At 75.6% G+C, this 25,432-nt stretch carries 22 protein-coding genes; 11 read left to right on the top strand and 11 right to left on the bottom strand.

What is annotated here, in order from left to right; genetic code table 11:
• Window positions 1-12: 12 nt before the first annotated feature.
• From HUT16_RS06335 to HUT16_RS06320, 4 genes are all read left to right on the top strand, one after another.
• Window positions 13-1,101, top strand: coding sequence for an ATP-binding protein (locus HUT16_RS06335; RefSeq protein ID WP_176186269.1), 1,089 nt, complete (start codon window positions 13-15; stop codon window positions 1,099-1,101).
• A 127-nt stretch (window positions 1,102-1,228) separates the two neighbouring features.
• Window positions 1,229-2,350 carry a phenylalanine--tRNA ligase subunit alpha gene (gene pheS / locus HUT16_RS06330; protein ID WP_176186267.1) on the top strand — a complete coding sequence of 374 codons (1,122 nt, stop codon included), beginning with the start codon at window positions 1,229-1,231 and terminating at the stop codon, window positions 2,348-2,350.
• Window positions 2,350-4,860: a phenylalanine--tRNA ligase subunit beta gene (gene pheT / locus HUT16_RS06325; protein ID WP_176186265.1), complete on the top strand. Its 2,511-nt coding sequence runs from the start codon at window positions 2,350-2,352 to the stop codon at window positions 4,858-4,860. The genes pheS and pheT overlap by 1 nt, the downstream gene beginning before the upstream one ends.
• Before the next feature lie 238 nt (window positions 4,861-5,098).
• Window positions 5,099-6,301 carry an MFS transporter gene (locus tag HUT16_RS06320; protein WP_176186263.1) on the top strand — a complete coding sequence of 401 codons (1,203 nt, stop codon included), beginning with the start codon at window positions 5,099-5,101 and terminating at the stop codon, window positions 6,299-6,301.
• Here the strand turns inward: HUT16_RS06320 and HUT16_RS06315 are convergent.
• Window positions 6,282-6,773 carry a GNAT family N-acetyltransferase gene (locus HUT16_RS06315; protein ID WP_176186261.1) on the bottom strand — a complete coding sequence of 164 codons (492 nt, stop codon included), beginning with the start codon at window positions 6,771-6,773 and terminating at the stop codon, window positions 6,282-6,284. The genes HUT16_RS06320 and HUT16_RS06315 overlap by 20 nt on opposite strands.
• Before the next feature lie 295 nt (window positions 6,774-7,068).
• Here HUT16_RS06315 and HUT16_RS06310 point away from each other — a divergent pair, with 295 nt between their 5' ends.
• Both HUT16_RS06310 and HUT16_RS06305 read left to right on the top strand, forming a co-directional pair.
• Window positions 7,069-7,938: a chitosanase gene (locus tag HUT16_RS06310; protein ID WP_176186259.1), complete on the top strand. Its 870-nt coding sequence runs from the start codon at window positions 7,069-7,071 to the stop codon at window positions 7,936-7,938.
• A gap of 228 nt (window positions 7,939-8,166) precedes the next feature.
• Complete coding sequence (locus HUT16_RS06305; RefSeq protein ID WP_176186257.1) at window positions 8,167-8,562, top strand: hypothetical protein; 396 nt, start codon at window positions 8,167-8,169, stop codon at window positions 8,560-8,562.
• 51 nt (window positions 8,563-8,613) lie between these two features.
• On the opposite strand, the gene HUT16_RS06300 is transcribed toward HUT16_RS06305, so the two are convergent.
• Window positions 8,614-9,732: a hypothetical protein gene (locus HUT16_RS06300; RefSeq protein ID WP_176186255.1), complete on the bottom strand. Its 1,119-nt coding sequence runs from the start codon at window positions 9,730-9,732 to the stop codon at window positions 8,614-8,616.
• A gap of 137 nt (window positions 9,733-9,869) precedes the next feature.
• Window positions 9,870-10,736, bottom strand: coding sequence for a 3-hydroxybutyryl-CoA dehydrogenase (locus tag HUT16_RS06295; protein WP_176186253.1), 867 nt, complete (start codon window positions 10,734-10,736; stop codon window positions 9,870-9,872).
• Between the two features lie 243 nt (window positions 10,737-10,979).
• Here HUT16_RS06295 and HUT16_RS06290 point away from each other — a divergent pair, with 243 nt between their 5' ends.
• On the top strand, window positions 10,980-11,798 hold the full coding sequence (locus HUT16_RS06290) for an SDR family NAD(P)-dependent oxidoreductase (protein WP_176186251.1): 819 nt from the start codon (window positions 10,980-10,982) through the stop codon (window positions 11,796-11,798).
• Between the two features lie 65 nt (window positions 11,799-11,863).
• Here HUT16_RS06290 and HUT16_RS06285 read toward each other — a convergent pair whose 3' ends face one another.
• From HUT16_RS06285 to HUT16_RS06275, 3 genes are all read right to left on the bottom strand, one after another.
• Entirely contained in the window at window positions 11,864-12,859 is a 996-nt protein-coding gene (locus tag HUT16_RS06285; RefSeq protein ID WP_176186249.1) for a ketopantoate reductase family protein, read from the bottom strand.
• 30 nt (window positions 12,860-12,889) lie between these two features.
• Window positions 12,890-13,729, bottom strand: coding sequence for a polysaccharide deacetylase family protein (locus HUT16_RS06280; RefSeq protein ID WP_176186247.1), 840 nt, complete (start codon window positions 13,727-13,729; stop codon window positions 12,890-12,892).
• A gap of 191 nt (window positions 13,730-13,920) precedes the next feature.
• Window positions 13,921-14,823 (bottom strand): DMT family transporter, encoded by a 903-nt coding sequence (locus HUT16_RS06275; protein ID WP_176186245.1) that lies wholly within the window; start codon window positions 14,821-14,823, stop codon window positions 13,921-13,923.
• Between the two features lie 190 nt (window positions 14,824-15,013).
• On the opposite strand from HUT16_RS06275, the gene HUT16_RS06270 reads away from it, so the two are divergent.
• A complete protein-coding gene (locus HUT16_RS06270; protein WP_254897663.1) occupies window positions 15,014-16,417 on the top strand; it encodes a PLP-dependent aminotransferase family protein in 1,404 nt (467 codons plus the stop codon).
• Window positions 16,418-16,424: 7 nt separating this feature from the next.
• Here the strand turns inward: HUT16_RS06270 and HUT16_RS06265 are convergent, their stop codons facing one another.
• Entirely contained in the window at window positions 16,425-17,357 is a 933-nt protein-coding gene (locus HUT16_RS06265) for a rhomboid family intramembrane serine protease (RefSeq protein ID WP_176186243.1), read from the bottom strand.
• Between the two features lie 159 nt (window positions 17,358-17,516).
• On the bottom strand, window positions 17,517-18,671 hold the full coding sequence (locus HUT16_RS06260) for a methyltransferase (RefSeq protein ID WP_176186241.1): 1,155 nt from the start codon (window positions 18,669-18,671) through the stop codon (window positions 17,517-17,519).
• A 66-nt stretch (window positions 18,672-18,737) separates the two neighbouring features.
• Between HUT16_RS06260 and HUT16_RS06255 the strand changes: the two genes are divergently transcribed.
• Window positions 18,738-19,685, top strand: coding sequence for an ADP-ribosylglycohydrolase family protein (locus HUT16_RS06255; RefSeq protein WP_176186239.1), 948 nt, complete (start codon window positions 18,738-18,740; stop codon window positions 19,683-19,685).
• A 590-nt stretch (window positions 19,686-20,275) separates the two neighbouring features.
• Here the strand turns inward: HUT16_RS06255 and HUT16_RS06250 are convergent.
• Window positions 20,276-20,662 (bottom strand): VOC family protein, encoded by a 387-nt coding sequence (locus HUT16_RS06250; RefSeq protein WP_176186237.1) that lies wholly within the window; start codon window positions 20,660-20,662, stop codon window positions 20,276-20,278.
• Between the two features lie 63 nt (window positions 20,663-20,725).
• Here HUT16_RS06250 and HUT16_RS06245 point away from each other — a divergent pair, with 63 nt between their 5' ends.
• Window positions 20,726-21,706, top strand: coding sequence for a YafY family protein (locus HUT16_RS06245; RefSeq protein WP_176186235.1), 981 nt, complete (start codon window positions 20,726-20,728; stop codon window positions 21,704-21,706).
• Window positions 21,707-21,721: 15 nt separating this feature from the next.
• Here HUT16_RS06245 and HUT16_RS06240 read toward each other — a convergent pair whose 3' ends face one another.
• Together HUT16_RS06240 and HUT16_RS06235 are read right to left on the bottom strand one after the other, a co-directional pair.
• Window positions 21,722-22,936 carry a beta-ketoacyl synthase gene (locus tag HUT16_RS06240; protein ID WP_176186233.1) on the bottom strand — a complete coding sequence of 405 codons (1,215 nt, stop codon included), beginning with the start codon at window positions 22,934-22,936 and terminating at the stop codon, window positions 21,722-21,724.
• A gap of 171 nt (window positions 22,937-23,107) precedes the next feature.
• On the bottom strand, window positions 23,108-23,704 hold the full coding sequence (locus tag HUT16_RS06235; RefSeq protein WP_176186231.1) for a TetR/AcrR family transcriptional regulator: 597 nt from the start codon (window positions 23,702-23,704) through the stop codon (window positions 23,108-23,110).
• A gap of 175 nt (window positions 23,705-23,879) precedes the next feature.
• On the opposite strand from HUT16_RS06235, the gene HUT16_RS06230 reads away from it, so the two are divergent.
• The gene (locus HUT16_RS06230; protein WP_176186229.1) at window positions 23,880-25,403 is read left to right on the top strand and encodes an APC family permease; all 1,524 of its coding nucleotides are present in this window, start codon (window positions 23,880-23,882) and stop codon (window positions 25,401-25,403) included.
• The last annotated feature ends 29 nt before the right edge of the window (window positions 25,404-25,432 follow it).

The raw sequence follows: 25,432 nt of genomic DNA, 5'->3' as shown, positions 1-25,432 counted from the left end.
GGGAGGACACCCATGGGCGGCGTCAACTGGGCACCGGTCGAACCTGACGACCTGCCGGACGGACTGGTGGTCGCGGACGGGCAGGGCCGGGTGGTGGTCTTCAACCGGGCCGCGGAACGGATCACCGGGCGCTCCGCGCACTACGCGATCGGCGTCGAGCTGGAACGGGCGCTGCCGCTGGAGGACCTGGACGGCCGCCGCTGGTGGCGGCTGACCGACCCGTACGGCGGGCTCGCGGTGCGCACCGGGCAGCCCGAGCGGAACCTGCTGCTGGACGGGCGCGAGGTGCTGGTCTGCGCCAGGTACGTGCGCGACGCGCCCGGCGGGCCGGTGCGGCAGGTGGTGGTGACGCTGCGCGGCACCGAGGCGCGGCGGCGCACCGAGCGCTCGCACGCCGAGCTGATCGCCACCGTCGCGCACGAGCTGCGCTCCCCGCTGACCAGCGTCAAGGGCTTCACGGCGACGCTGCTGGCCAAGTGGGAGCGGTTCAACGACGGCCAGAAGCGGGTGATGCTGGAGACCGTCGACGCGGACGCCGACCGGGTGGTGCGGCTGATCGCCGAACTGCTGGACATCTCCCGGATCGACGCGGGCCGGCTGGAGATCCGCCGGCAGCGGATCGACCTGGCGGCGGCGGTGCACCGGCACGTGGCCGGGAAGGTCGCGGCCGGCATCCCCGCCGAGCGCTTCGACATCCGGGTGGCCGGGCCGCCGGCCGAGCAGTGGGGCGACCCGGACAAGATCGACCAGGTGCTGGGGAACCTGCTGGAGAACGCGGTCCGGCACGGCGAGGGCACCGTGACCATCGAGGTCGGCCCGGCCGAGGAGCTGGTGGAGGTGCCGGGCACCGAGCCGCGGGTGGTCCAGGGCACCGCGGTCACCGTCAGCGACCAGGGCGCGGGCATCCCCGAGGAGGCGATGCCGCGGGTGTTCACCCGGTTCTGGCGGGGCTCCAAGCGGGGCGGCACCGGCCTGGGCCTGTACATCGTCAAGGGCATCGTGGAGGCGCACGGCGGGGTGGTCCGGATCAGCCGGGCCGACGGCGGCGGCGCCAGGTTCCGGTTCGTGCTGCCCGCGGGCGTCCCCGACTTCATGCTCTGACCCGGCCCGCGGCGCGGTCCGCCGCCGTGGGGGGTCGCGGCCTGCGACTACACTCGACCCTTGGCGTTCCTGGACGCCCGGCGACGCAGCAGACCTGATCACGAGCAGGAGCACGGGAAAGATAGAGATGTCGGCACCCAACAAGTCGTACGACCCGGTCGAGGTCGAGGCCCTCAAGCCCGAGGTGGTGGAACAGGCCCGGGACGAGGCGATCGCCGCCTTCGCCGCCGCCGCCGACCTCGACGAGCTCAAGCAGGCGAAGGTCGCGCACACCGGCGACCGCTCCCCGCTGTCGCTCGCCAACCGCGAGATCGGAGCCCTGCCCCCGCAGGCCAAGGCCGCCGCGGGCAAGCTGATCGGCCAGGCCCGCGGAGCCGTCAACAAGGCCCTGGCCGAGCGCCAGGTCGAGCTGGAGGCGGAGCGCGACGCCCGGGTGCTGGTCGAGGAGGCGGTGGACGTCACCCTGCCGTACGGCCGGGTGCCGCGCGGCGCCCGGCACCCGCTGACCACGCTCGCCGAGCGCATCGAGGACACCTTCGTCGCGATGGGCTACCAGGTGGCGTCCGGCCCCGAGGTCGAGGCGGAGTGGCTGAACTTCGACGCCCTCAACCTGCACGCCGACCACCCGGCCCGCTCGATGCAGGACACCTTCTTCGTCGAGGCCCCCGACGGCACCGCCGACTCCGGCATGGTGCTGCGCACCCAGACCTCCCCGGTGCAGATCCGCGCGATGCTGGCCGGCGAGCCGCCGCTGTACGCGGTCAGCCCCGGCCGGGTCTACCGCACCGACGAGCTGGACGCCACGCACACCCCGGTGTTCCGCCAGGTCGAGGCGATCGCGGTGGACGAGGGCCTCACCTTCGGCCACCTCAAGGGCACCATCGAGGTGCTGGTGGAGAAGCTGATCGGCGGCGGCCTCGAACTGCGCTGGCGGCCCTCGTACTTCCCGTTCACCGAGCCCAGCGCCGAGATCGACCTGCAGTGCTTCGTGTGCCGCGGCGCCTCGGTGGGCAACCCCGACCGCCCGTGCCGCACCTGCTCCTCGGAGGGCTGGATCGAGCTGGGCGGCTGCGGCGTGGTCAACCCGCGGGTGCTGGTCGCCGCGGGCATCGACCCGAGCCGCTACAGCGGATTCGCCTTCGGCCTGGGCCTGGAGCGGATCCTGATGAACCGTCACAACGTCGCCGACATGCGCGACATGGTCGAGGGTGACGTCCGCTTCACCCTCCCGTTCGGGATGGAGATCTGATGCGCGTCCCGCTTTCCTGGCTGCGCGAGTACGTCGACCTGCCGGCGGGCGAGACCGGCCGCGACGTCGCGGCCCGGCTGGTCCGCGCGGGTCTCGAGGTGGAGACGGTCGAGCAGCTCGGCACCGACATCAAGGGCCCGCTGGTCGTCGGCGAGGTGCTCTCGATCGAGGAGCTGACCGGCTTCAAGAAGCCGATCCGGCACTGCTTCCTGAACGTCGGCAACGCCAACGGCACCGGCGAGCCGCAGGAGATCGTCTGCGGCGCCACCAACTTCCAGGTCGGCGACAAGGTCGTGGTGATCCTGCCCGGCGGCGTGCTGCCCGGCCCGTTCCCGATCTCCGCCCGGCAGACCTACGGCCACACCTCGGCCGGCATGATCTGCTCCGCCCGCGAGCTGGGCATGGGCGACGACCACAACGGCATCATCGTGCTGCCGCCCGAGTTCGAGGCCGGCACCGACGCCCTGGAACTGCTCCAGCTGGTCGACGAGGTGCTCGACATCGCGGTCACCCCCGACCGCGGCTACTGCCTGTCGATGCGCGGCGTGGCCCGCGAGGCCGCCGCCGCGTACGGCCTGCCGCTGGCCGACCCGGCGCTGCTGGACGTGCCGCCGGCCAACGCCTACGGCCACCCGGTGAAGGTCGCCGACCCGGTCGGCTGCGACCGCTTCGTGGCGCGCACCGTCACCGGCGTCGACCCGGGCGCGAAGTCGCCGATCTGGCTGCAGCGCCGCCTGCAGAAGGCCGGCATCCGCCCGATCTCGCTGGCCGTCGACATCACCAACTACGTGATGCTGGAGGTCGGCCAGCCGCTGCACGCCTACGACCGGAACAGGCTGGACGGGCCGTTCCAGGTCCGCCGGGCGGCGGCGGGCGAGGAGCTCACCACGCTGGACGGCGTCAAGCGCAAGCTGTCCGCCGAGGACCTGCTGATCTGCGACGACTCCGGCCCGATCGGCCTGGCCGGCGTCATGGGCGGCGCCACCACCGAGATCCTCGACCCGGTCGTCGACGCCGAGACCGGCCTGGTCACCGGCACCACCGACATCGTCATCGAGGCCGCGCACTTCGAGCCGGTCGCCATCGCCCGCGCCGCCAAGCGCCACAAGCTGCCCTCCGAGGCGTCCAAGCGCTTCGAGCGCGGCGTCGACCCGGAGGCCGCCCGGGCCGCCGCGCAGCGCGCCGTCGACCTGCTGGTGCTGATCGCCGGGGGCACCGCCGAGGCCGGTGTCACCGACATCGCCGCCCCGCACCCGGTGCGCACCATCCCGATCGACGCCGACCTGCCCGACCGGGTGGCCGGCGCCGAGTACGGCCGCGAGACGGTCACCCGCCGCCTGCAGGAGGTCGGCTGCGCGGTCGTCGGCACCGACGTCCTGGAGGTCACCCCGCCGTCCTGGCGGCCCGACCTGACCGACCCGTACGACCTCGCCGAGGAGGTCATCCGGCTGGAGGGCTACGACAACGTCCCGGCCCGGATGCCGGTCACCCCGCCCGGGCGCGGCCTGTCCGAGGCGCAGCGCTTCCACCGGCGGGTCGGCGTGGCGCTGGCCGGCGCGGGCTACGTGGAGATCAACGCGTACCCGTTCGTCGGCGAGGCCTCCTTCGACGGCCTCGGGCTGGACGCGGACGACGCCCGCCGGCGCACCGTCAAGCTGGTCAACCCGCTGAACGACGCCGAGCCGGCGCTGCGCACCACCCTGCTGCCGGGCCTGCTGGGCGCGCTGCGGCGCAACGTGGGGCGCGGCAACACCGACCTGGCGCTGTTCGAGACCGGCACGGTGTTCCTGCCCAAGGCCGAGCCGAAGGTCGCGCCGCGGCTGCCGGTGGACCGCCGCCCGACCGAGGAGCAGCTCGCCGAGCTGAACGCCGCCCTCCCGGACCAGCCGCGCCGGGTCGCCGTCGCGCTGACCGGCGAGCGGCTGCCGTCCGGCTGGTGGGGCAAGGGCGCGCCGTCCGGCTGGGCGGACGCGGTCGAGGCGGCCCGGGTGGTCGCCGCCGCCGCGGGCGTCGAGCTGACGGTCCGCCAGGCGCAGTACGCGCCGTGGCACCCGGGGCGCTGCGCCGAGCTGCTGGTGGGCGAGGAGGTCGTCGGCCACGCCGGCGAGCTGCACCCGCGGGTCGTCAAGGCGCTGCACCTGCCGGAGCGCACCAGCGCGATGGAGCTCGACCTGGACCTGCTGTTCGAGGACGGCCGCCGGGTCTCCGGCCCGCCGGTCTCCGCCTACCCGGTGGCGACCCAGGACGTGGCGCTGATCGTGGACGCGGGCGTGCACGCCGCGGACGTGGCGGCGGCGCTGCGCGAGGGCGCGGGCGAACTGCTGGAGTCGCTGCGGCTGTTCGACGTGTTCACCGGCGAGCAGGCGGGCGCGGGCAAGAAGTCGCTGGCGTACACGCTGCGCTTCCGCGCCGCGGACCGGACGCTGACGGCCGACGAGGCGTCGGCGGCCCGCGCGTCGGCGGTCGCGGTGGCCGGTGAGCGCACCGGCGCGGTGCTGCGCGGGGCCTGACGGCCCGGGCGGCCGGGCGGTTCCCGGCGTGACGGAGCCCCGTCGCACCCCCTCGGCGGGGGAGCGGCGGGGCTCCGCCGTGCGCGGGCGCGGCGCCGTTCGGGTGCGGTTCGGGGGTGTTGGGGTGTTCGGGGGCGCTCGGGGCGGCGGAAACCCGGGCGGGGGCGGGGCGTTGAGTGGTAGGTTCTCGTGGTCGGCCTTCGAACGCGCCCCCGCGGCAGCGTCGGAGGCTTTTTTCATGACTGATCACGGGTATCTGGCGCTGCTGCGGCAGCGGGAGTTCGCGGGGCTGTACGCAGGTTTCACGCTGCTGGCGGGGGCCGGGACGCTGTCCGGGTTCGCGCTGGGCACGCTGGTGCAGGCGCGCACGGGGTCGCCGTTCCTGACGGCGGTGAGCATGTACGGGTCGTCGTTCGCGGCGGTGCTGGGCGCGCTGACGCTGATGTCGGTCGCGGACGGGGCACGGCCGCGCCGGACGCTGGTGGCGCTGCACCTGCTGGCGCTGGCCGCGACGGCGGCGCAGGCGGTGCCGGGGCTGCCGCTGGCGGCGCGGTTCGGGCTGCTGCTGCTGGTCGGGTTCTTCCAGTCGCTGGGGACGGGGACGCGGATGGGCCTGCTGGCGGAGATCGTGCCGCCGGAGGGCTACGCGCGGGCCCGGTCGCTGATGAACGTCACCTCGGGCGGGGCGGCGGTGCTCGGCTTCGCGCTGGGCGGGGCGCTGCTGACGGTGCTGTCGCCGTACCGGCTGCTGGGCGCGGCGGCGGGGCTGACGGCGCTGGCGGCGGTGGTGGCGGCGACGGTGCGGGAGCGGTCGGTGCGGCCGCCGCGCCGGCCGGGGCTGCGCGAGACCTGGCGGGGCAACGTCGAGCTGCTGGGCCGGCCCGGGCGGCGGGCGCTGCTGCTGAACCTGTGGGTGCCCAACGGGCTGGTGGTGGGCTGCGAGGCGCTGTTCCTGCCGTACGCGCCGGGGGCCGCCGGGACGCTGCTGGCGGCCGGTTCGGCCGGGATGCTGGCGGGCGACCTGCTGGTGGGCCGGCTGCTGGACGAGGCGCGGCGGGCCCGGCTGGCGTACGGGCTGCGGCTGCTGCTGGCGGCCCCGTTCCTGCTGCTGGCGGCCGGGCCGCCGGTGTGGGCGGCGGCAGCGGCGGTGGGCGCGGCGGGCGTCGGGTTCGCGGCGACGCTGCCGTTGCAGGAGCGGCTGCTGGCGCTGACGCCGGCCGCCGGGCGCGGCCAGGTGCAGGGCGTGGAGTCGGCGGGCCGGATCGCCTGGCAGGGCGTCGGTGCGGCGCTGGCGGGCGGGTTGGCGCAGCTGGTGGAGGTGCGCTGGGCGATCGGCGCGCTGGCCGGGGCGTCGCTGCTGGTGACCGTCCTCTCCCGGCCGGCGGTGGTGCGGGAGGGGCGGGCGGCCGGTCGGTGGGCGGCTACAGGGGCCGGTGCATGACGTACAGGTCGACGTAGCCGAGGCGCGGGTGGCGGAAGCCCTCGGGGACGGTGCCGACCACCGCGAAGCCGAGCGAGCGGTACAGGCCGACGGCCGGGGCGTTCGCGGCCACCACGGCGTTGAACTGCATGGCGCGGAAGCCCCGGGCGCGGGCCCAGCGCAGCGCCTCCTCGGCCAGGGCGCGGCCGGTGCCGCGGCCCGCGTGGTCCGGGTCGACCATGAAGCTGGCGCTGGCGACGTGGGCGCCGTTGCCCGCCTGGTTGCGGTTCATCTTGGCGGTGCCGAGGACGGTGCCGCCGGCCTCGTCGACGGCGACCACGGTGCGGTCGGGGGCGGGCAGCATCCACCAGCCGCGGGCGGTGTCCGACGTCAGGTCGGCCGGGTAGGTGAACGTCTCGCCGGCGGCGACGATGCGGTGGAAGAACGGCCAGACGGCGGCCCAGTCCCCGGCGGTGGCTTCGCGGATCTCCATCCGGCCCAGCATGGCCGCCGCCCGGCCCGGCGGCCAGTCGTTTTCCCGGTGCGGTGCGGTGCGGTGCGGTGCGGTGCGGTGCGGTGCGGTGCGGGACGGTGCGGGACGGTGGCGGGGAAGTGGAGGTGCGGTGGCGGGGGAGTGACGGGGCGTCGGGTCGGATGGGCGGGTTGGGCCGGATGCCGTCGCATCCCTTGCGGAGGGCCGCCGCGGGGCGCTTCAATCTTGGTTAGGAAAGTTTCCTAACCCTCTCCTGCGGGCACCCCCATGTCCGCAGCCGGCAGACGGAGCGTCAATGCACCCCACTGAGCACCGCACCGCTCGCACCGCCCGCACCACCCGGGCCGCCCTCGCGATCCTGGTCGGCGCCCTCCCGCTGACCCTGGCCGCGGCCGGGACCGGACACGCCGCCGCCCCCGCGGCGAGCAGCACCAGTGCCGTCGCGGTGGCGGCCGTCGGGCTGGACGACCCGGCGAAGAAGGAGATCGCCATGGAGCTGGTCTCCTCGGCGGAGAACTCCTCGCTCGACTGGAAGGCCCAGTACAAGTACATCGAGGACATCGGCGACGGCCGCGGCTACACCGCGGGCATCATCGGCTTCTGCTCCGGCACCGGCGACATGCTGGAGCTCGTCCAGCACTACACCGACCTCAAGCCCGGCAACGTCCTGGCCAAGTACCTGCCCGCGCTGAAGAAGGTCAACGGCACCGAGTCGCACTCCGGCCTCGGCAGCGCCTTCGTCAACGACTGGAAGACCGCCGCCAAGGACACCGTCTTCCAGCAGGCCCAGAACGACGAGCGCGACCGGGTGTACTTCAACCCCTCGGTCCAGCAGGGCAAGGCCGACGGGCTGCGCGCGCTCGGGCAGTTCATCTACTACGACGCCATCGTGATGCACGGCCCCGGCAACAGCTCCGACAGCTTCGGCGGGATCCGCGCCGCCGCGATGAAGAAGGCCAAGACCCCGGCCCAGGGCGGCGACGAGACGGCCTACCTGAACGCCTTCATGGACGCCCGGAAGGTGATCATGAAGCAGGAGGAGGCGCACGCCGACACCAGCCGGGTCGACACCGAGCAGAAGGTGTTCCTGAACGCCAAGAACTTCGACCTCAACCCGCCGCTCAAGTGGAAGGTCTACGGCGACTCGTACCAGATCAACGGCTGACCCCTCCCCCCTCCGACCCGAACGGCCCGGCGCCCGCACGCGCCGGGCCGTTCGCCGTGCTGCCCGCCGCGCTGTCCGCCGGTCCGCTCACCGGGGCGGGGTTCCTTCGCTGACGCACCGTCAACACACTTGCTCCGCACGGTTATTACGGATCGGACACATTCCGGGCGGGCGGCTCGGGCGGCTCGTAGCGTCGGTCCCGACCCGTGTCCGGCCCGAGGGGAAACCATGCGCATCCGAGCGATCGTCACCGCCTGCCTGGTCGCCGCGCTGGCACTGTCGGCGACGGGCTGCGACCCGGACGAGGACGACCGGGCCCGGAACGCGCAGGACGCCGGCCCGGCCGCGGTCGGCGACGTCGAGGTGACCTCCTGCAAGGTGGACGACGAGCTGCAGTGGCCCTCCGCCACCGTCCGGATCACCAACCACACCGCCACCACCAGCAACTACGTGGTGCAGATCGCCTTCGAGGACCACGCCGGCCGCCAGGTCACCGAGGGCGTCGCCGCCGCCGGCCCGCTCCCGCCCGGCCAGGACGCGCTGGAGCACGCCCAGGGCACCGCCGACCCGCACGGCCCGGTCAGCTGCCGGGTCACCGACGTCGCCCGCTACGCCAGCCCCTGACGCCAGCCCCTGCCGCCCGGCCGTCGGTGCCGCCCGCCGACTGACGCCCGGTCAGGGCGCGTTGCCGGTGTGCGGGGTCGCGAGGGCGAGCATCCGGCGCATCACGGCCGCCGGGACCGCCGGGTTGCGGACGGCGTCCTCGGCCGCGGTGCGGTCCAGCAGCAGCGCCACCAGTTCCGGCACCGGCAGCGCGGGGTTGGCCCGGGCGCGGCGCCGCACGCCGGGGTCGGGGTCGGCGGTCAGCGCGGACACCGTCGCGGGGGAGAGGCGGCCGTCCGCGGCGGCGGCCCGGCGGACGGCCGGGTCCGGGTCGGCGGCGAGCCGCTCGGCGTGCGCGCCGGTGGCCTCCGGGTCGTCGAGCACCAGGGCGCGCAGCAGCGGGTTCGGGTCCGCGGCGAAGCGCAGCAGGCCCGCGCGCGGGAAGTTCGGGTGGGAGCGCGGGCAGTCGGGGAAGGAGAAGCTCCCGCTCCACCAGGAGGCGATCTCCAGCAGCATCCCGGCCGGGGCGTCCGCGCAGGACTCGGCCAGGAAGAGCCGCACCGCCCGGTCCTCGTCGCGGGCCAGCAGCGCCGCCACGTCCGCGGGCAGCCGTGGCGCCCGGGCCACGCTGCGGCGCACCAGCAGCTTGGGCGAGGCCGCCAGCAGGCGCATGGCCGCGCCGTCGCCGTGCAGGGCGCCCACCCACCACAGGGCGACCGTGCGGTCCGCCGGGCCGACGTCGGGCACCTCGGCGGCCATCGCCGCGATCCCGGCGGCGGTGGCGGGCGGTCGGGCGTCCGGGCCGGGCGGTGCCCCGACGCCGCGGCCCCGCCGCCGCGCCGCCACGCGGTGCGCGGCGAGTTCGGCGAACCGGTCGCGCAGCCCGGGCTCGGGGGTGGCCGCGATCAGCCGCTCCCACTGCTCCGGGGAGAGGCGGCCGACCTCTGCCGCCTCCCGCCGGACCCGGTGGTCCGGGTGGACGACGGCGGCGTCCGGCACGGCCGCGGGCAGGTCCCCGCGGTACAGGAAGCCGGTCTCGGCGAGGTCCAGCAGGGCGAGCAGCACGTCCACGGGCGCCGCCCGGTTGAAGCCGAGCCAGGACAGCCAGATCAGGCCGGTCCGGCGCTCGACCCCGGCAGTCGAGGCCAGCGCGTCCCAGCCGGGGGCGGGGGCGGGGGGTGTTCCGGTCACCGGGCGAGACTACGGCCCGCAGGAGCAGGCGGGACGGGTGGGCCGGTGGCTGGGCGGGCCGGTGCGCGTCCGGGCCCGGTGCCGACCGCTCGCGTCACGAAGTCGGAGCGGTCGGCGGGCCGGTGGAGGGACGCGGGTCAGGAAGCGGTGTAGTCGTAGAAGCCGCGGCCGGACTTGCGGCCGAGCAGGCCCGCGTCGACCATCCGGGACAGCAGCGGCGGGGCCGCGTACAGGGGCTCCTTGTACTCGTCGTACATGGATTCGGCGATCGAGACGATGGTGTCCAGGCCGATCAGGTCGCACAGGCGCAGCGGGCCCATCGGGTGGGCGCAGCCGGCCTCCATGCCCTTGTCGATGTCGGCGGCGGTGGCGACCCCGGACTCGAACATCCGGACGGCGGAGAGCAGGTAGGGGACCAGCAGGGCGTTGACCACGAAGCCGGCCCGGTCGCGGGCGCGGATCGGCTCCTTGCCGAGCACCTCGACGGTGAACTGCTCGGCGCGGGTGGTGGTCTCGGCGGAGGTGGTCAGGGTCGGGATGACCTCGACCAGCTTCTGCACCGGCGCCGGGTTGAAGAAGTGCAGGCCGATCACCTGCTCGGGGCGGCCGGTCGCGGCGGCGAGCTTCACGATCGGGATGGAGGAGGTGTTGGAGGCCAGGATGGCGTCCCGCCGGGTCACCGCCTGGTCGAGGGTCTGGAAGATCTTGACCTTGACGTCCTCGCGCTCGGCGACCGCCTCGACCACCAGGTCCCGGTCGTGGAAGTCGGCGAGGTCGGTGGTGAACGACAGCCGGGCCAGCGCCGCGTCCCGGTCCTCCTCGGAGAGCTTGCCGCGCCGCACCGCGGTCTCCAGCGAGTTGGTCAGCCGGGTGCGCCCCAGCTCCAGGGCCTCGCCGCTGGCCTCCGAGACCAGCACCTCCAGGCCGGAACGGGCGAAGACCTCGGCGATGCCGGATCCCATGAGGCCGCAGCCGACTACTCCGACGCGCGCGATATCGCTCACTCAAATGCCCTTCGGGACGGAGCCGGGGGTCACCCGGCCGGGGGTTTCGCGGGCGCCGTGGCCCGCCCGGACGACGGTACTACCTGCCTTAACGCCCGTTCACATCGGTGCGTGCCGTCGGCGGCGGCGCGCCGGGTGCTGGGCCGAACGGGTGGGCGTCGGCGGTGCGCTGCGCGCGCTCCCCCGTGCGCCCCCGGGCGGGGACCACAATGCGGAGGTCCAGCCGGAGGAGGGAGCAGGCAGATGGGGACGGGATCACTCACCGGGCAGGTCGGACTGGTCACCGGGGCGGGACGCGGCATCGGCCGGGAGATCGCCGTCGGGCTCGCCGCCGAGGGCATGGCCGTCGGCCTGATCGGCCGCACCCAGGACCGGCTGATCGCGACCCTGAAGGAGTGCGTGCGGCACGGCGCCCGCGGCGTCGCCGTCACCGCCGACGTCACCCGCCCCGGCGCCGTCCGGGAGGCCGTCCGGTCGATCGAGCGCGACCTCGGCCCCGTCGACCTGCTGGTCAACAACGCCGGGCAGGTCGACCGCGCCGAGGTGCCGATCTGGGAGACCGACCCCGCCCAGTGGTGGCAGGTCGTCGAGACCAACCTGCGCGGCCCCTACAACCTGCTGCGCAACGTCCTGCCCGGCATGGTGCAGCGCCGCAGCGGCCGGGTGATCAACCTGAACAGCGGCTTCGCCCTGCGCCCCGACGGCCACTACACCGCCTACGCCACCTCCAAGGGCGCGCTGCTCCAGCTCTCCGACAACATCGCCGACTCGGCCGGCCGGCACGGCGTCGTGGTGCTCGACATCAGCCCCGGCGCGGTCGACACCGAGATGACCGCCGGCATGGCGATGTTCCGGGACATGAAGGCCTGGGGCTCCATCCCGTACATGGTCGCCGTCACCGTCGACGCCGCCCGCGGCCGCTTCGACGGGCTGCACGGGCGCTTCCTGCACGCCGGACGGGACAACCTGGAGACCCTGGTCGCCTCCGCCCCGGCCATCCGCTCCGCCGACGCCCGCACGCTGCGGCTGCGCCCCTACGGGCCGGACGACCCGCTGGCGTGAGCGGCCCCGCCGGCGTGGAGTGGCCCCGCCGGCGTGGAGCGGCTCCGCCCGCAGGAGCGGGCGGCTCAGAGCTCCAGCAGGGCGGCCAGTTCGGCGTCGGGGAGGGAGCCGGCCGCCCGGCCCTCGCGGGCGAAGGCGGCGGCCAACCGCCCCAGGGCCGCGTTGAGCGGCGTCGGCACCCCGTGCAGGCGGCCCAGCAGGACGACCTCGCCGTTCAGGTGGTCGGCCTCGATGTCGCCGGTGCCGCGCACCAGCGACTGCCAGGATGAACCGCCGCCGCGCACCGCGCTCGCCAGCGGCACCGGCGTCACCCGGTCGCCGCGCCGGACCCGCTGCTCCTCCTCGGACGGGTGGGCGATCCCGGCGGCCGCCAGCACCGCCTCCCCCTCGGCCCGGGCCCGCCGCCACACCCGCATCCGCAGCTCGCCGTCGACCGGACCGGCCACCGCCTCCAGCGCGTTGCCCAGGTTGCTCAGCAGCTTCGCGTACTTCCAGGCCATCACGTCCCCGACGGCGTACGCGTCGAAGTGCGAATCCGCCAGGTCGGCGGCGATCCGGGCGGCCGCCTCGTCCGTGCCGTCCGGGTAGCGGCCCAGGTGCAGCACGCCCGAGCGGGGCGAGCCCGCCGCCGAGACCGCGCCCGGCTCCAGGTGGCTGGAGGGCAGCCACACGCACATGCCGTACACCCGGGCGAAGCGGCGCAGCGCCAGCCGCTCGTTCTCCACGCCGTTCTGCGCGCACACCAGCGGCAGCCGCTCGCCCGCCGTCCCGCCGCCCGCGACCGGGCGCGGCGCCCACTGGTCGAGCAGGGCCGCCGAGTGCTGGGTCTTCACCGCCAGCACCAGCACGTCGTCCGGGGTCAGCTCGACCTCCTCCGGGCCGCCGACCGCCGGGACCGGCAGCCGGTGGGTGCCGTCCGGGACGGTCAGACGCAGGCCGTCGGCGCGCAGCGCCGCCAGGTGCGGGCCGCGGGCGACCAGCAGGACGTCGCGGCCGCTCTGGTGCAGGCGTCCGCCGATGGTGCCGCCGACCGCGCCGGCGCCCAGGATGAGGTAGCGCATGGGACGAGCATGCCACGGCGGCGGCGGGGCTCAGGCGCAGAGCTCGGAAGCCGTCACCGCGTGCAGGCCCTGCTCCGCGAGGCCGTCCAGGATGGCCGGCAGCGCCGTCACCGTGCCCGGGTGGCCCATGTGCAGGGCGACCACCGAACCGGCCCTCGCCGACTTCAGCACCCGGCGGGTCACCGCGTCCGCGCCCGGGTCCGCGTAGTCGCGCGGATCGACGTCGAAGGACAGCACGTGCGCGTAACCCACCTGCTGCGCCTGCTCCTTGACCGTCCGGGTGGCGTACTGCGCGGCGGACGGCCGGAACCAGCGGCCGATCGAGCCGGTCAGGCGCTCCAGCCGCTGCGCGCACTGCGCTATCTCCTCGCGCGCCTGGTCGGCCGACATCGAGCAGATGTCCAGGTGGTTCTGGGTGTGGTTGCCCAACTCGTGGCCGCCGGACAGGATCCGCTGCGCGATCTGCGGCTGCTCGTCGAGCCAGCTGCCCACCGCCAGCACGGTCAGCCGGGCGCCGCGCTGCTCGGCGGTCTCCAGCAGCGCGGTGGCGATCGCCGGATCGCCCTGGCCGTGGAAGGTCAGCGCCAACTGCGGCCTGCTGTGCGGCCCGGTCACCACCTCCTGCGGGGTGTCCGGGGCGAGCGGGGGCAGCGCGAACGGGGTGGCGGTGGGGGACGGCGACGGCGACGGGGAGGCGCTCGGTGCGGGCGACTCGGTCAGGTGCACGGGCTGCGGACGGGCCGCCACCGAGGCGCCGTTCGCACCGCGGCCGTCGGAGGGGGCGCCGCACGCGGCGGCGAGGCCGCCGGCGGCGCTCAACGCGGCCAGGCGGGAGGCGGAACGCAGAACACTGCGGCGGTCGACTGTCATCGCGGCCAGCCTAAGCGGACGTTTCGGCGCGGCGGCAACGGTTGCCGCCCGGACGAGTGGCCGATCGGTGAAAGGGTGACGGTGCGTGAGGATTTCGCGGGTGCCGGGCGGTTTTCGGTCGGGTGCGGAGTGCGGGTACGGGGTGGTGGTGCTCGGGTGGTGGTGGCCGGGGGTGGGGTGGTGGCCGGGCGTCAGGGAGTGGTGGCGCCGAAGACGAGGGCGGCGGTGACCAGGGCCGCGCCGAGCAGTTGCGGCGCGGTCGGGGCGGTGCCGGTCAGGAGTGCGCCGGAGAACGTCGCGGTGAGCGGGACCAGGCCGCCGAACAGGCCCGCCCGGTCGGGCGGGAGCACCGTCAGCGCCGAGTACCAGAGCAGGAACGCGCCGCAGGTCAGCACCGGGCCCAGGTAGAGCAGCGCCAGCAGCTCGCCGCCGGTCGGCATCCGCAGCGCGGCCGGGGAGAACGCGGCCGTCACCGCGAACAGCGGCACCGCCAGCACCGTGGTGTACGCCGACACCCGGACCGGGCCGAGCCGCGGCAGCAGCGGGACGGCCAGCAGCGAGAAGGCCGCCTCGCACAGCAGGGTGCCGGTCGCCAGCAGCAGGCCGAGCCCGTCGCCGTGGCCGAAGCCCTGGGTGAGCGCCGCACCGCCCACCACCAGGGCCGCCGCCGCGAGCAGCCGGGCGGCCGGGCGGCGGCGGGCCAGCAGCGGGCCCGCGACGCCCAGCAGCAGCGGGGTGCAGCCGACCACGCTGCCGACCACCGCCGGGTCGGTGTGCCGCAGCGCGGCGACCAGCAGCAGGTTGAACCCGAACAGGCCGGTGCCCGACAGGGCCAGCAGCAGAACGAGTTCGCGCCCCGTCAGCCGGTGCGCCAGCCGCGGCCCGCGCCGGGCCAGCGGCAGCAGCACCGCCGCGGCCAGGGTGTAGCGCACGGCCTGGCCGCCGGCCAACGGGTACGCGGAGAAGGCGGCGGTCACGCCGGTGGAGGCGCCGAGCAGGGACATCGCCGCGGCGGCCCGCGAGGAGCCCGCCCGCAGGGAGCCGGGCGGCCCGGCGGGGGCGGTGGTGGAGGTGCTGGAGGTGGTGGTGGCCATGGCTGCCACGCTAGGAGCGGGGTGGTTCGGTTCCCAGGGCCACTTGGGGGGTGGGGGAGAGGACCAATCGAGGCGGGTAGGTTGGCGGGGGCTCGCTGTCACGGCACGCAGCGGCTCGGACGTGGCGACCCGCCGTCCCCCGGGCCCCTGGCGGAGCCTGCGGGCCGGTTCTGCGGGCGGGTGCTTTCGGGTGGGCGCTTTCGGCGAGCGGGAGGTGGGCGGGGTGCGGGAGTTGCTGGTCACGCGGGGGGGGGGCGGCGGCGAGCTGGCCGGGCGGCTGACCCGGGAGCTGCGGGCGGCGGTGCGGGACGGGCGGCTGGCGGCGGGCGAGCGGCTGCCCGCGAGCCGGGCGCTGGCCGCGCAGTTGGGCGTCTCGCGCGGGGTGGTGGTCGAGGCGTACGAGCAACTCGCCGCCGAGGGCTACCTGGTGGGGCGGCAGGGGTCGGGCACCCGGGTCGCGGAGGGGGTGGCCGCCGAGCAGCCCGCGGCGGGCGTCCGGGCATCGGCGGCGGAGCCGCGCTACGACCTGAAGCCGGGCTCGCCGGACCTGGGTGCGTTCCCGCGGGCGGCCTGGGCGGCGGCGGTGCGGCGGGCGTTGCAGGGGGCCGCCAACCGGGAGCTGGGGTACGGCGATCCGGCCGGACTGCCGCGGCTGCGCGGGGAGTTGGCCGCGTACCTGGGCCGGGTGCGGGCGGTGGCGGCCCGGCCGGAACGAGTGGCGGTGGTCAGCGGGGTCGGGCAGGGGCTGGCGCTGCTGACCGGGGTGCTGGCCGGGTACGGGCGGCGGCGGATCGCGCTGGAGGACCCGGGGTCGCCCGGCACGCTGGAGCTGCTGCGCTCCCACGGCGTCGACCCGGTCGGCGTCCCCGTCGACCAGGAGGGCCTGGTGGTACGGGAGTTGGCGGCGAGCGGGGCCGACACGGTGCTGGTCACGCCCGCCCACCAGTACCCGACCGGCGTCGCGCTGTCGGCCCGCCGCCGCGGTGAACTCGCCGCCTGGGCACGGGCCGGCGGGCTGGTGGTGGAGGACGACTACGACGCCGAGTTCCGCTACGACCGCGAACCGCTGGGCGCCGTCCAGGGGTTGGCGCCCGAGCGGACGGTCTACCTGGGCTCGCTCAGCAAGACCCTGGCGCCCGGGCTGCGGCTCGGCTGGGCGGTGCTGCCCTCCTGGCTGGCCGAGGACTTCCGGGAGGCCAAGCGGTACGCCGACCTCGGCACCGGCGCGGTGGACCAACTCGCCTTCGCAGCCCTGCTGGAGGGCGGCGGCTACGACCGCCACCTGCGCGCCGTCCGCCCCCGCTACCGGGCCCGCCGCGACGCGCTGGCCGACGCGCTGCGCACGCACCTCCCGCGGGCCGGGCTGCACGGCGTCGCCGCCGGACTGCACCTGTACGCCGAACTGCCCCCGGGCGTCGACGAGTCGGAGCTGGTGGCGGCGGCGCTGCGGCACGGGGTGCGGGTCGCGCCGGTCGCGCCCGGGCGGCTGGCGCCCGGCCCGGCGGCCGTCACGCTCGGCTACGCCGGGACGGCCGAGCAGCGGCTGCGCGAGGCGGCTGCGCTGCTCGGCGCGGCGTACCGGGAAGTTGCCTGACGGATCGTCAACCGGAGTACGGGGCCTGATCGGTGGCTATCGCGATCACTACGGCCACCACCGCGAGCACGGCCACCAGGTTGATGGACTGGACGAGTCCGCGCTGCTGCTTCGGCGCGTAGCCGAGGGCGGCCCCGGCGGCCAGGCCGGTGAGCAGGCCGCCCAGGTGGCCCTGCCAGGAGGCGAAGCCCGCCGAGAGCACCATCCACAGCACCAGGGTGACCATCATCTGGTTGCCGCCCAGCGGGTCGTAGCCCTGGCGGCGGCTGAGCACCCAGTACCCGCCGGCCAGGCCGAAGATCGCGCCGGAGGCGCCCACGGCCAGCGCGTGCGGGTCGATCCAGTAGATCATCGCGGAGGAGCCCAGCGCGGACAGCAGGTACAGCGCGAGGAAGCGCAGCACGCCGAGCCGGTCCTCGACCACCCGGCCCAGGTTCCACAGCCAGTACATGTTGAACACGATGTGCAGGATGCCCATCGGCCACTGGTCCGGCCCCAGGTGCAGGAACGCGCCGGTGATCAGCCGCTCCCACTCGCCGTGCGCGATGCCCGACAGGTGCGGCACGTACGTGTACGGGTCGGCGTCCGCGGGCGGCGGCAGGACGCCCGAGCCGAGCACCGCGAACCGGTCCACCGTCTCCGGCCGGACCAGCTCCACCAGGTACGCGGCCACGTTCAGCGCGAGCAGCACGATCGTCGCGTACGGGCGGCGGGTGATCCGGCCGCCGAACGCCGTCCGGGCCCGGCGGACGCTCTGGTGGCCGGACTTGACGCACTCCACGCACTGGTAGCCGACCGACGCCTCGCGCCGGCAGTCCGGGCAGACGTGGCGGTCGCAGCGGGTGCAGCGGACGTACGACTCCCGGTCGGCGTGCCGGAAACAGGTCGGTGACGGCGCCTCGGGAGCCGGAGCCCCCGAGGCGGACTGGGCGGTGTCCATGCGGTGCCTCCCCTGGGCGGTGGTGCTCGGCCGCGGAGGCGTCCACGGCGATGGTCCACAGCGAAACGGCGCTCACCCTAGAGCACGGCCCGGACGGTGCGCGCACCAGGGAGGGGAGGGCTCACCAGCGAGGGGAGGGGTGCGGCCCGGGCCGGAACTTCAGCGGCGGACGGCGCTCAGCACCGTGAACTTCGGACTGCCCGCCACGGTGCGGCAGTTGCCGAACAGGCGGCGCAGCTTCACGTGGTAGCCGAGGTGCCGGTTGCCGACCACGTGGAGTTCGCCGCCCGGGCGCAGGACGCGGCGGGCGCCGGTGAACATGCGGTGGGCGATGGTGTCGGTGGTGGCCTGGTGGGAGTGGAACGGGGGGTTCAGCAGGACCAGGTCGGCGGAGGCGGTCGGGACGTCGGCCAGGGCGTCGCCGACCAGGAACTCGGCACCGCGCCCGGGGCCGAGGTTGGTGCGGAAGGTCTCCTCGGCGGAGGCCACCGCCTGGAAGGACTCATCGACGAAGAGCAGCTCGGCGTGCGGGTCGGCGAGCGCGGCCGCGGTGCCCAGGACGCCGTTGCCGCAGCCCAGGTCGACGATCCGGCGCGGGGCGCCGGTCGGCCCGGGCAGGTGCTGGAGGAAGAACCGGGTGCCGATGTCGAGGCGGTCCGCGCAGAACACGCCCGCCTGGTTGGTGACCTGGCGGCCCGACAGGACGCCGATGCCCTCCGGGAGCCGGTAGCGCAGCGGCCACGGGTCGGCCGGGCGGACCAGGTCCGGCGCCGGGGCGGTGTGGATCAGGCGGGCCTTGCGGACGGCCAGCGAGGTGCGGGTCGGGCCGAGGATCCGCTCGAACAGCTCCAGGGTGGAGGTGTGGATCTCGGTGACCATGCCGGTGCCCGCGACGACGGTGCCCCCGTGCACGGCCGGGGCCAGGCGGTGCAGCTGGTCCTCCAGCAGCGCCAGGCTCTTCGGGACGCGCACCAGCAGCACGTCGATCCGCTCCGGCGGGGCGTCCTGGGTGCTGCGGACCTCCACGGCGGACGGCTCCAGGCCGTTGCGGGCCAGGTTCGCGGCGACCGCCCGGGAGGAGAGGTAGGAGTCGGTGACCGCGGTCGGCGCGGCCCCCCGCGCCGCCAGCGTGGTGGACAGCGCCCCCCAGCGGTCGCCCAGGACGGTCACCGCCCCGTCCAGCGGCACCGCCGCCTCGTGCAGGTGCCGCAGCAGGTACTCGTCGGCGGCGTCCCAGGCCCGCAACTGCTCGCGCGGGTGCTCCGGGAACCGGGCGAGTTCGTACTCGCCCCAGGCGGTGGTGAAACAGTTCATCGTGCCACCAGGCTATCCGAGGACGAAGAGGCCACCGGCCCCGGTGGCGGAAGGCGGGCGGACGCGGTGGAACGACGGGAACGGGTGGTCGGGGCGGTCCTCGGCTCGGCGGTGGGGGACGCGCTCGGCGCCCCCTTCGAGTTCGGGGCGGCCGGGACGTTCGGTGCGCGCTTCCCCGGCGCGGCCGCGATGTGCGGCGGCGGGGGCTGGGAGGTCGGCGAGGCCACCGACGACACCCAGATGGCCGTCCACCTCGGCGAATCGCTGCTCGCGGCGGGCGGACTCGACCTGCCCGACATGTTCGAGCGGTTCCGCGGCTGGGCGGCGGGCGACCCCAAGGACATCGGCATCCAGACCGAGACCGTGCTCGGCAGCGGACTGCCCTGGGACCTCGCCGCCGCCGTGCACTTCCAGAACGAGGGCCGGGCCGCCGGGAACGGCGCGCTGATGCGGGCCGTCACCGGGGCGGTCCGGTTCGCCCCGCAGGGACGCGGAGCGACGATGGACGCGGCGCGGCGGATCACCGCGCTCACCCACGGCGACGGCGCCGCCTGGGAGGGCACCGCGATCCTCCACGAGCTGCTCCGCGTCGCCCTGGACGGGGACGATCCGCTGCCGGCGGTGCCGCGCACGCTGGAGGCGGTGCGGGCGGAGCACCGCGACCGGTGGGCGCGCGTCCTGGACGGGCGGTGGCGGCCGGAACACGCGACGGAGAGCAACGGCGCGGTGTGGGCCTGCCTCGGCTCGGCCCTGTGGGCGCTCCGCACCACCGACGGCTTCCCGCAGGCGCTGCGGGCGGTCATCGACCTCGGCGGCGACACCGACACGACGGCCGCCGTCACCGGAGCCCTGGCGGGCGCGGTCCACGGGGCGGACGCGATCCCGGACGCCTGGCTGGAGCCGCTGCACGTCCCGCTGCCGCCGACCGGGCGGGTGCTGCGGGCGGCGGAACTGGCGGAGCTCGCCGTGCGGCTGGACGAGGGCGGGCGGGCGCGGGGCCGGGCGCGCTCCTAGGTTCTGTCCGGCCGTTCCCGGGCTGTGGGAGGATGCCGTCCATGACTTGTATCCGAAGGGGCCGTGCCTCGTAGAACACCAGCTTCGCTTCGGCCGCGGGAACGCGGCTGGGGTGCGCCCTGGGTGCGGTATCGCGATGTCCCAGGTCTGTCGGGAGCGGCGAACGCCGCTGTCCGCGTGCTCGAACGGGAGCGATTGTCCCCGGGCATCGTGGCGGTGGCGCTGAGCGTGTGGTCCGTGCGCGTCCACGGCACCAGGCGCCGGTGGAGGCAGTGGGAAGCTGAGTTCACCTGCCCCTGCTGCGGCGGGGGTTGGGCCCGGGACAAGCTGCAAGAGGCTCTGTTCATGCTTCCGCCGAGGGCCGCCGACGAACTCCGGGTGCAGGTCGAGCGCCTGGACGCGGTACTCCTCGGGCGAACGCATCACGAGCCGGCGGAAGACCCGGAGTTGGCGTGGTGGCATCGCAGATGCTGACCGTGCCCGTGCCGCCCGCCGGTTCGCCGGCTCTTGCGTGACCGGTCGGTGGGATCCGGCCGTCAGCAGCACGGACCCGCCGTTCCCCGGGCCACTGGGGGCGGGGCTCGCGGGGGTCAGGCCAGGGTGGTGAGGCAGAACGGGTGGCCGGCGGGGTCGAGGAGGACGCGCCAGCGGGTGGGGGCGGGCTGGGCGGCGGGTTCGGTGGCGCCGAGCTTGAGCATGCGGGTGGTGGCGGCGTCCAGGTCGTCGACGCCCAGTTCCAGGTGGGCGCGCTTCTCGTGGGCCGGGTCGGGCCAGGTGGGGGGACGGTGGCCGGCGAGGCGGGAGAAGGCGAGGCCGGGGGCGCCCTCGCGGCCGAGCAGGACGAAGTCCTCGCTGGAGTAGAGGGCGGGCAGGTCGAGCGCCTCGCCGTAGAAGCGGGCCAGTTCGGCCGGGTCGGGGCAGTCGAAGGTGACGGCGACGTAGCGGATCGCGGGCGTGGATTCCGTGGTGTTGTCCATGGCCACGATGCTAGGAGCCGACCAGGACGGGTTCGGTCCTGGTCGTGGGGGAGAATTCCGGGCGTGCTCACCACCTCCGCCCGCCTGCTGCGCCTGGTGTCCCTGCTGTCCTCGCGGCCGTCGTGGACCTGCGGCGAGCTCGCGGAGCGGATGGAGGTCACCGAGCGCACCGTGCGCCGGGACGTCGCGCGGCTGCGGGAGCTCGGCTACGGCGTCGAGTCGGAGCCCGGGCCCTGGGGCGGGTACCGGCTGGGCGGCGGGGTGCAGGCGCTGCCGCTGGTGCTGGACGACGAGGAGGCGCTGGCGGTGGCGGTGGCGCTGCGGGCGGCCGCGTTCAGCGGGGTGCTGGGCAGTGACCAGGCGGCGGTGTCGGCGCTGCTGAAGCTGCGGCAGTCCCTGCCGCGCCGGGTCGCCGAACGGCTCGCCGGGATGGACGACGCCTTCGTGCACACGCACCGTCCCGGCGAGCCGCAGATCGCCCCCGGTCTGCTGCTGGAGCTGGCGGGGGCGTGCCGGCGGGGCGGGCGGGTCCGGCTGTCGTACCGCGACGGCGAGGGCCGGGACAGCGTCCGGGAGGTCGACCCGTACCGGCTGGTGCACAACGGGCGGCGCTGGTACTTCGTCGCCCTGGACGTGGCGCGGGGCGAGTGGCGCACCTTCCGGGCGGACCGGGTGGGGCAGGTCCGGCCAACCGGGCAGCCGGTGGCGGCGCGGTTCGATCCGCCCGACCCGGCGCTGCTGGTCGCGCACAACACCGGGACCGGCCGGTACCCGGTGTACGCGTCGGTGCGCCTGCCGGTGCCGCTGGAGCAGGCGCTGCGGCTGGTCCCGGCCAGTGTCGGCACCCACCGCCCGGACGGGCCCGCGGCCTGCGTCGTCGAGATCGGCGGGCCCGACGCGGAGGGGCTCGCCCGGTACCTGCTGGGGCTGGGCACCCCGCTGCGGGTGTTGGGCCCGCCGGAGGTGCGGCGGGCGCTGCTGGGCCTGCTGCGCGGCCTGGCGGAGGAGAACGCGGGGGAGGGAACGGAGGAGAACGCGGAGTGAGCCCGTCGGCGGGGGTCAGGCGCGGGTGAGCACCAGGCTCGCGTTGTGGCCGCCGAAGCCGAAGGAGTTGGTGAGCGCGGCGGCGGCGGGGAGCGGGCCGGAGACGGTGACCAGGTCGAGCGGGACGGCCGGGTCGGGGTCGGTGAGGTTGCGGACGGCCGGGGCGTGCTGGTGGTGCAGCGAGTAGGCGGTGGCGAGGGCGGAGAGCGCCCCGGCGGCGCCGAAGAGGTGGCCGGTCATCGACTTGGTGGCGGTGACGGCGGGGCGGTGGGCGCCGAAGACGCGGGTGAGCGTCTCGGCCTCGGTCCGGTCGCCCAGCGGGGTGGAGGTGGCGTGGGCGTGGACCAGGCCGATCGCCCCGGGGGCCAGGCCGGCGTCGGCGAGGGCGCGCCGGACGGCGCGGGTCTGGCCGTCCGGGTGGCCGGCGGTGATGTGGTGGGCGTCCGAGGTGACGGCGGCGCCGGCCAGGGTGGCGTAGCGGCGGGCGTGCGGGCGCAGTGAGGCGCGTTCGAGGACGAGCATCGCGGCGCCCTCGGCGATGACGAAGCCGTCGCGTCCGGTGTCGAAGGGGCGGGAGGCGCCGGCGGGGTCGTCGTTGCGCAGGGAGTGGGCGCGGGCCTGGGCGAAGCCGGCCAGCGGGAGGGGGTGCAGGCAGGCCTCGGTGCCGCCGGCGAGGACGACGTCGGCCCGGCCGAGGCGGATCAGGTCGAGGCCGAGCGCGACGGCCTCGGCGCCGGAGGCGCACGCGCTGACGGGGGTGTGGGCACCGGCCCGGGCGCCGAGGTCGATGGAGACCCAGGCGGCGGGCCCGTTGGCCATCAGCATCGGGACGGTGTGCGGGGAGACCTTGCGGACGCCGGAGCGCTCCAGCACGTCGTCCTGGTCGAGCATGGTGACCGCGCCGCCGGTGCCGGTGCCGACGACCACGGCGAGCCGCTCGCCGTCGACGCCCGGGCGTCCGGCGTCGGCCCACGCCTCGCGGGCGGCGATCAGGGCGAGCTGCTCGCTGCGGTCGAGGCGGCGGGCCTCGATCCGGTCGAGGACCTCGGAGGGCTCGACGGCGAGCTGCCCGGCGATCCGGATCGGCAGGTCGGCGGCCCAGGGGCGGTCGAGCGGACGGATGCCGTTGTGCCCTTCGCACAGGGCCCGCCAGGTGTCGGGCGCGGTTCCGCCGAGCGGGGTGGTGGCCCCGAGGCCGGTGATGACGACGGTGTCGTGGGCGGTGCGCATGGGCGATACTCCCGTTGTGAAGGCAGCACAATGATCGGGCTCTCCGACGTTCGGCCGGTTGATCCGATGGGCCCCACTCTGCCAAGGGAAACGGGCGTGGAAGGCTGCCGGGCGTGACTGAGTCGCACCCGTCTGGTTTGTGGGTTCCCTATAGGTTTGGCTGACGGGTGGTCAGGGCAGCAGGGTGCGCGCCCGGGTCAGCAGGGCGGTGAGCGCGAGGTCGAACGCTGCCTCGCTGCGCCCCGGCCCGGCGGCGCGCAGCGCCTCGGCGAGGCGGGGGGTGTCGGCGTTCGGGTCCCAGACCGTCTCGGGGGCGGCGAGGTCGAGCACGGAGCCCAGCACCACGTTCTCCACGGCGGTCAGCAGCGGCATCACGGCGGGCGGCGGGAAGCCGCTGTCGAGCAGCAGGGCGACGGCCCGCTCGTACTGGTCGAGCACCTCGGGGGCGACCACCTGACTGGTGGTCAGCAGCAGGACGGTGCGCGGGTGGGCGGCGAACGCGGCCCGGTAGGAGCGGGCCCAGGCCTCCAGGGCGGCGTCCCAGGGGCGCAGGTCGAGCGTGTCGAGGTCGATCGCGGCGGAGACCTGGACGCGCAGCAGTTCGACGATCCCGGCCCGCCCGTCCACGTGGTGGTAGACGGAGGCGGTCTGCACGCCGAGCCGGCGGGCGATCTGCGGGACGCTGAAGTCGCCGACCTCGTCGACCAGGGCGAGCGCCGTGGCGCCGATCCGCTCGCGGTCGAGCAGGGCCTTGCTGGGCCGTCCCATCGCTGCCGTCCCCGTCGCGTGCTGTGCGGATGCCGCCGTGACCTCGGATCTCGGGTCTTCCCAGAGGGTAGTGCGCCGGGCTAGGGTGCCAAAACCATCAACCTTTAGGTTTATGGTCGTCCGCAGTCGGGACCACCAGCCGGACTCCCCACCCGGCCGCCAGAAGGGCACCCCCATGACCGGAACCCCCCACCCCGCCGCGGGCGGCGCCCCCACGCTGCGCCGCGGCAGCCTCGGCACCGCCGACATCGCCTTCTTCGTGGTCTCCGCCGCCGCCCCGCTCACCGTGATGGCCGGCGTCGCCCCGCTCGCCCTGCTGATCGGCGGCATCGGCGCCCCCGCCGGCTACCTCGCCGCCGGCATCACGCTGGCCGTCTTCGCGGTCGGCTTCACCACCATGAGCCGCCACGTCCGCAACGCCGGCGGCTTCTACGCGTACATCACCCAGGGCCTCGGCCGCCCCGCCGGGTTCGGCGCCGCGCTGCTCGCCCTGCTCGGCTACCTCGGCATGAACATCGGCGTCTTCGGCCTGCTCGGCTCCGCCACCAGCGACACCGTCCAGGCGCTCACCGGCCACCGGATCCCCTGGCTGCCGCCCGCCCTGATCGGCCTGGCGGTGATCTGGTACGGCGGCTTCCGTTCCATCGACTTCGGCGCCAAGCTGCTCGGCGTCCTGCTGCTCGCCGAGACCGGCATCCTGGTGCTGCTCGCCGCCGCCGTGCTGCTCAAGGGCGGCGCGCACGGCCTGAGCCTGCACTCCTTCGCCCCCGGCAACGTCCTCACCGGCGGCATGCCCGGCGTCCTGGCGATGGCCTTCGCCGCGTTCACCGGCTTCGAGTCCACCGTCATCTACCGCCGCGAGGCCCGCGACCCCGACCGCACCGTCCCGCGCGCCACCTACCTGGCCGTCGCCTTCCTCGGCCTGTTCTACGCCTTCGTGGTGTGGACGGTCATCCAGGCGTACGGCGACACCGAGGTCGTCGCGGCCGCCGCCCAGGACCCGGGCGGGCTGTTCTTCACCGCCATCGACCGGTACGTCGGCGGCTGGGCCGCCGACCTGATGCACGTCCTGATCGTCACCAGCATCCTGGCCTCGCTGCTCGCCTTCCACAACGCCACCAGCCGCTACGGACTCGCCCTCGCCGAGGAGGGCCTGCTGCCCCGCGCGCTCGGCCGCATCCACCCCCGGCACCGCTCCCCGTACGTCTCCGGGCTCGCCCAGAGCCTGCTCGCCCTGGCCGTGGTGGCGGTGTTCGCCGCCGCCGGGGCCGACCCGTACACCCAGCTGCTGCTGTGGGTGAACACCCCCGGCATGCTCGCCCTGGTCGCGCTGCAACTGCTCGCCGCCGTCGCCGTGCCCTGCTGGTTCCGCCGCCGCAGCCACGGCGAGGGGGTGCTGCGCACCGTCGTGGCGCCCGCCGTCGCCGCCGTGCTGCTCACCGGCGCGCTCTGGCTGGTGGTCGACCACATCGACCTGCTGACCGGCGCCTCCGCGACCGTCAACCGCGTCCTGGTCCTGATCGTCCCCGCCGTCTTCGCCGTCGGCGTGCTGTACGCGCTGCGCACCCGGGCCCGTCGGCCCGGGGTGTACGCCGCGTTCGGCGCCGAGCCTGCCGAGCCGGGCGCGTTGGGCGCGTCGGGCGGGCCGGGCGGGGGCGCGCCGTCGGAGGCCGGGTCCCCGGCGGTCGGCGCGGTCTGATCCACACTCGGCCCCACCGGGCCGCTCCG

It is taken from the genome of Kitasatospora sp. NA04385, from assembly GCF_013364235.1.
In the GTDB taxonomy this organism is placed as follows: domain Bacteria; phylum Actinomycetota; class Actinomycetes; order Streptomycetales; family Streptomycetaceae; genus Kitasatospora.
The sequence above is the reverse complement of the archived record's forward strand: the minus strand, read 5'-3'. Positions and strand labels throughout refer to the sequence as shown.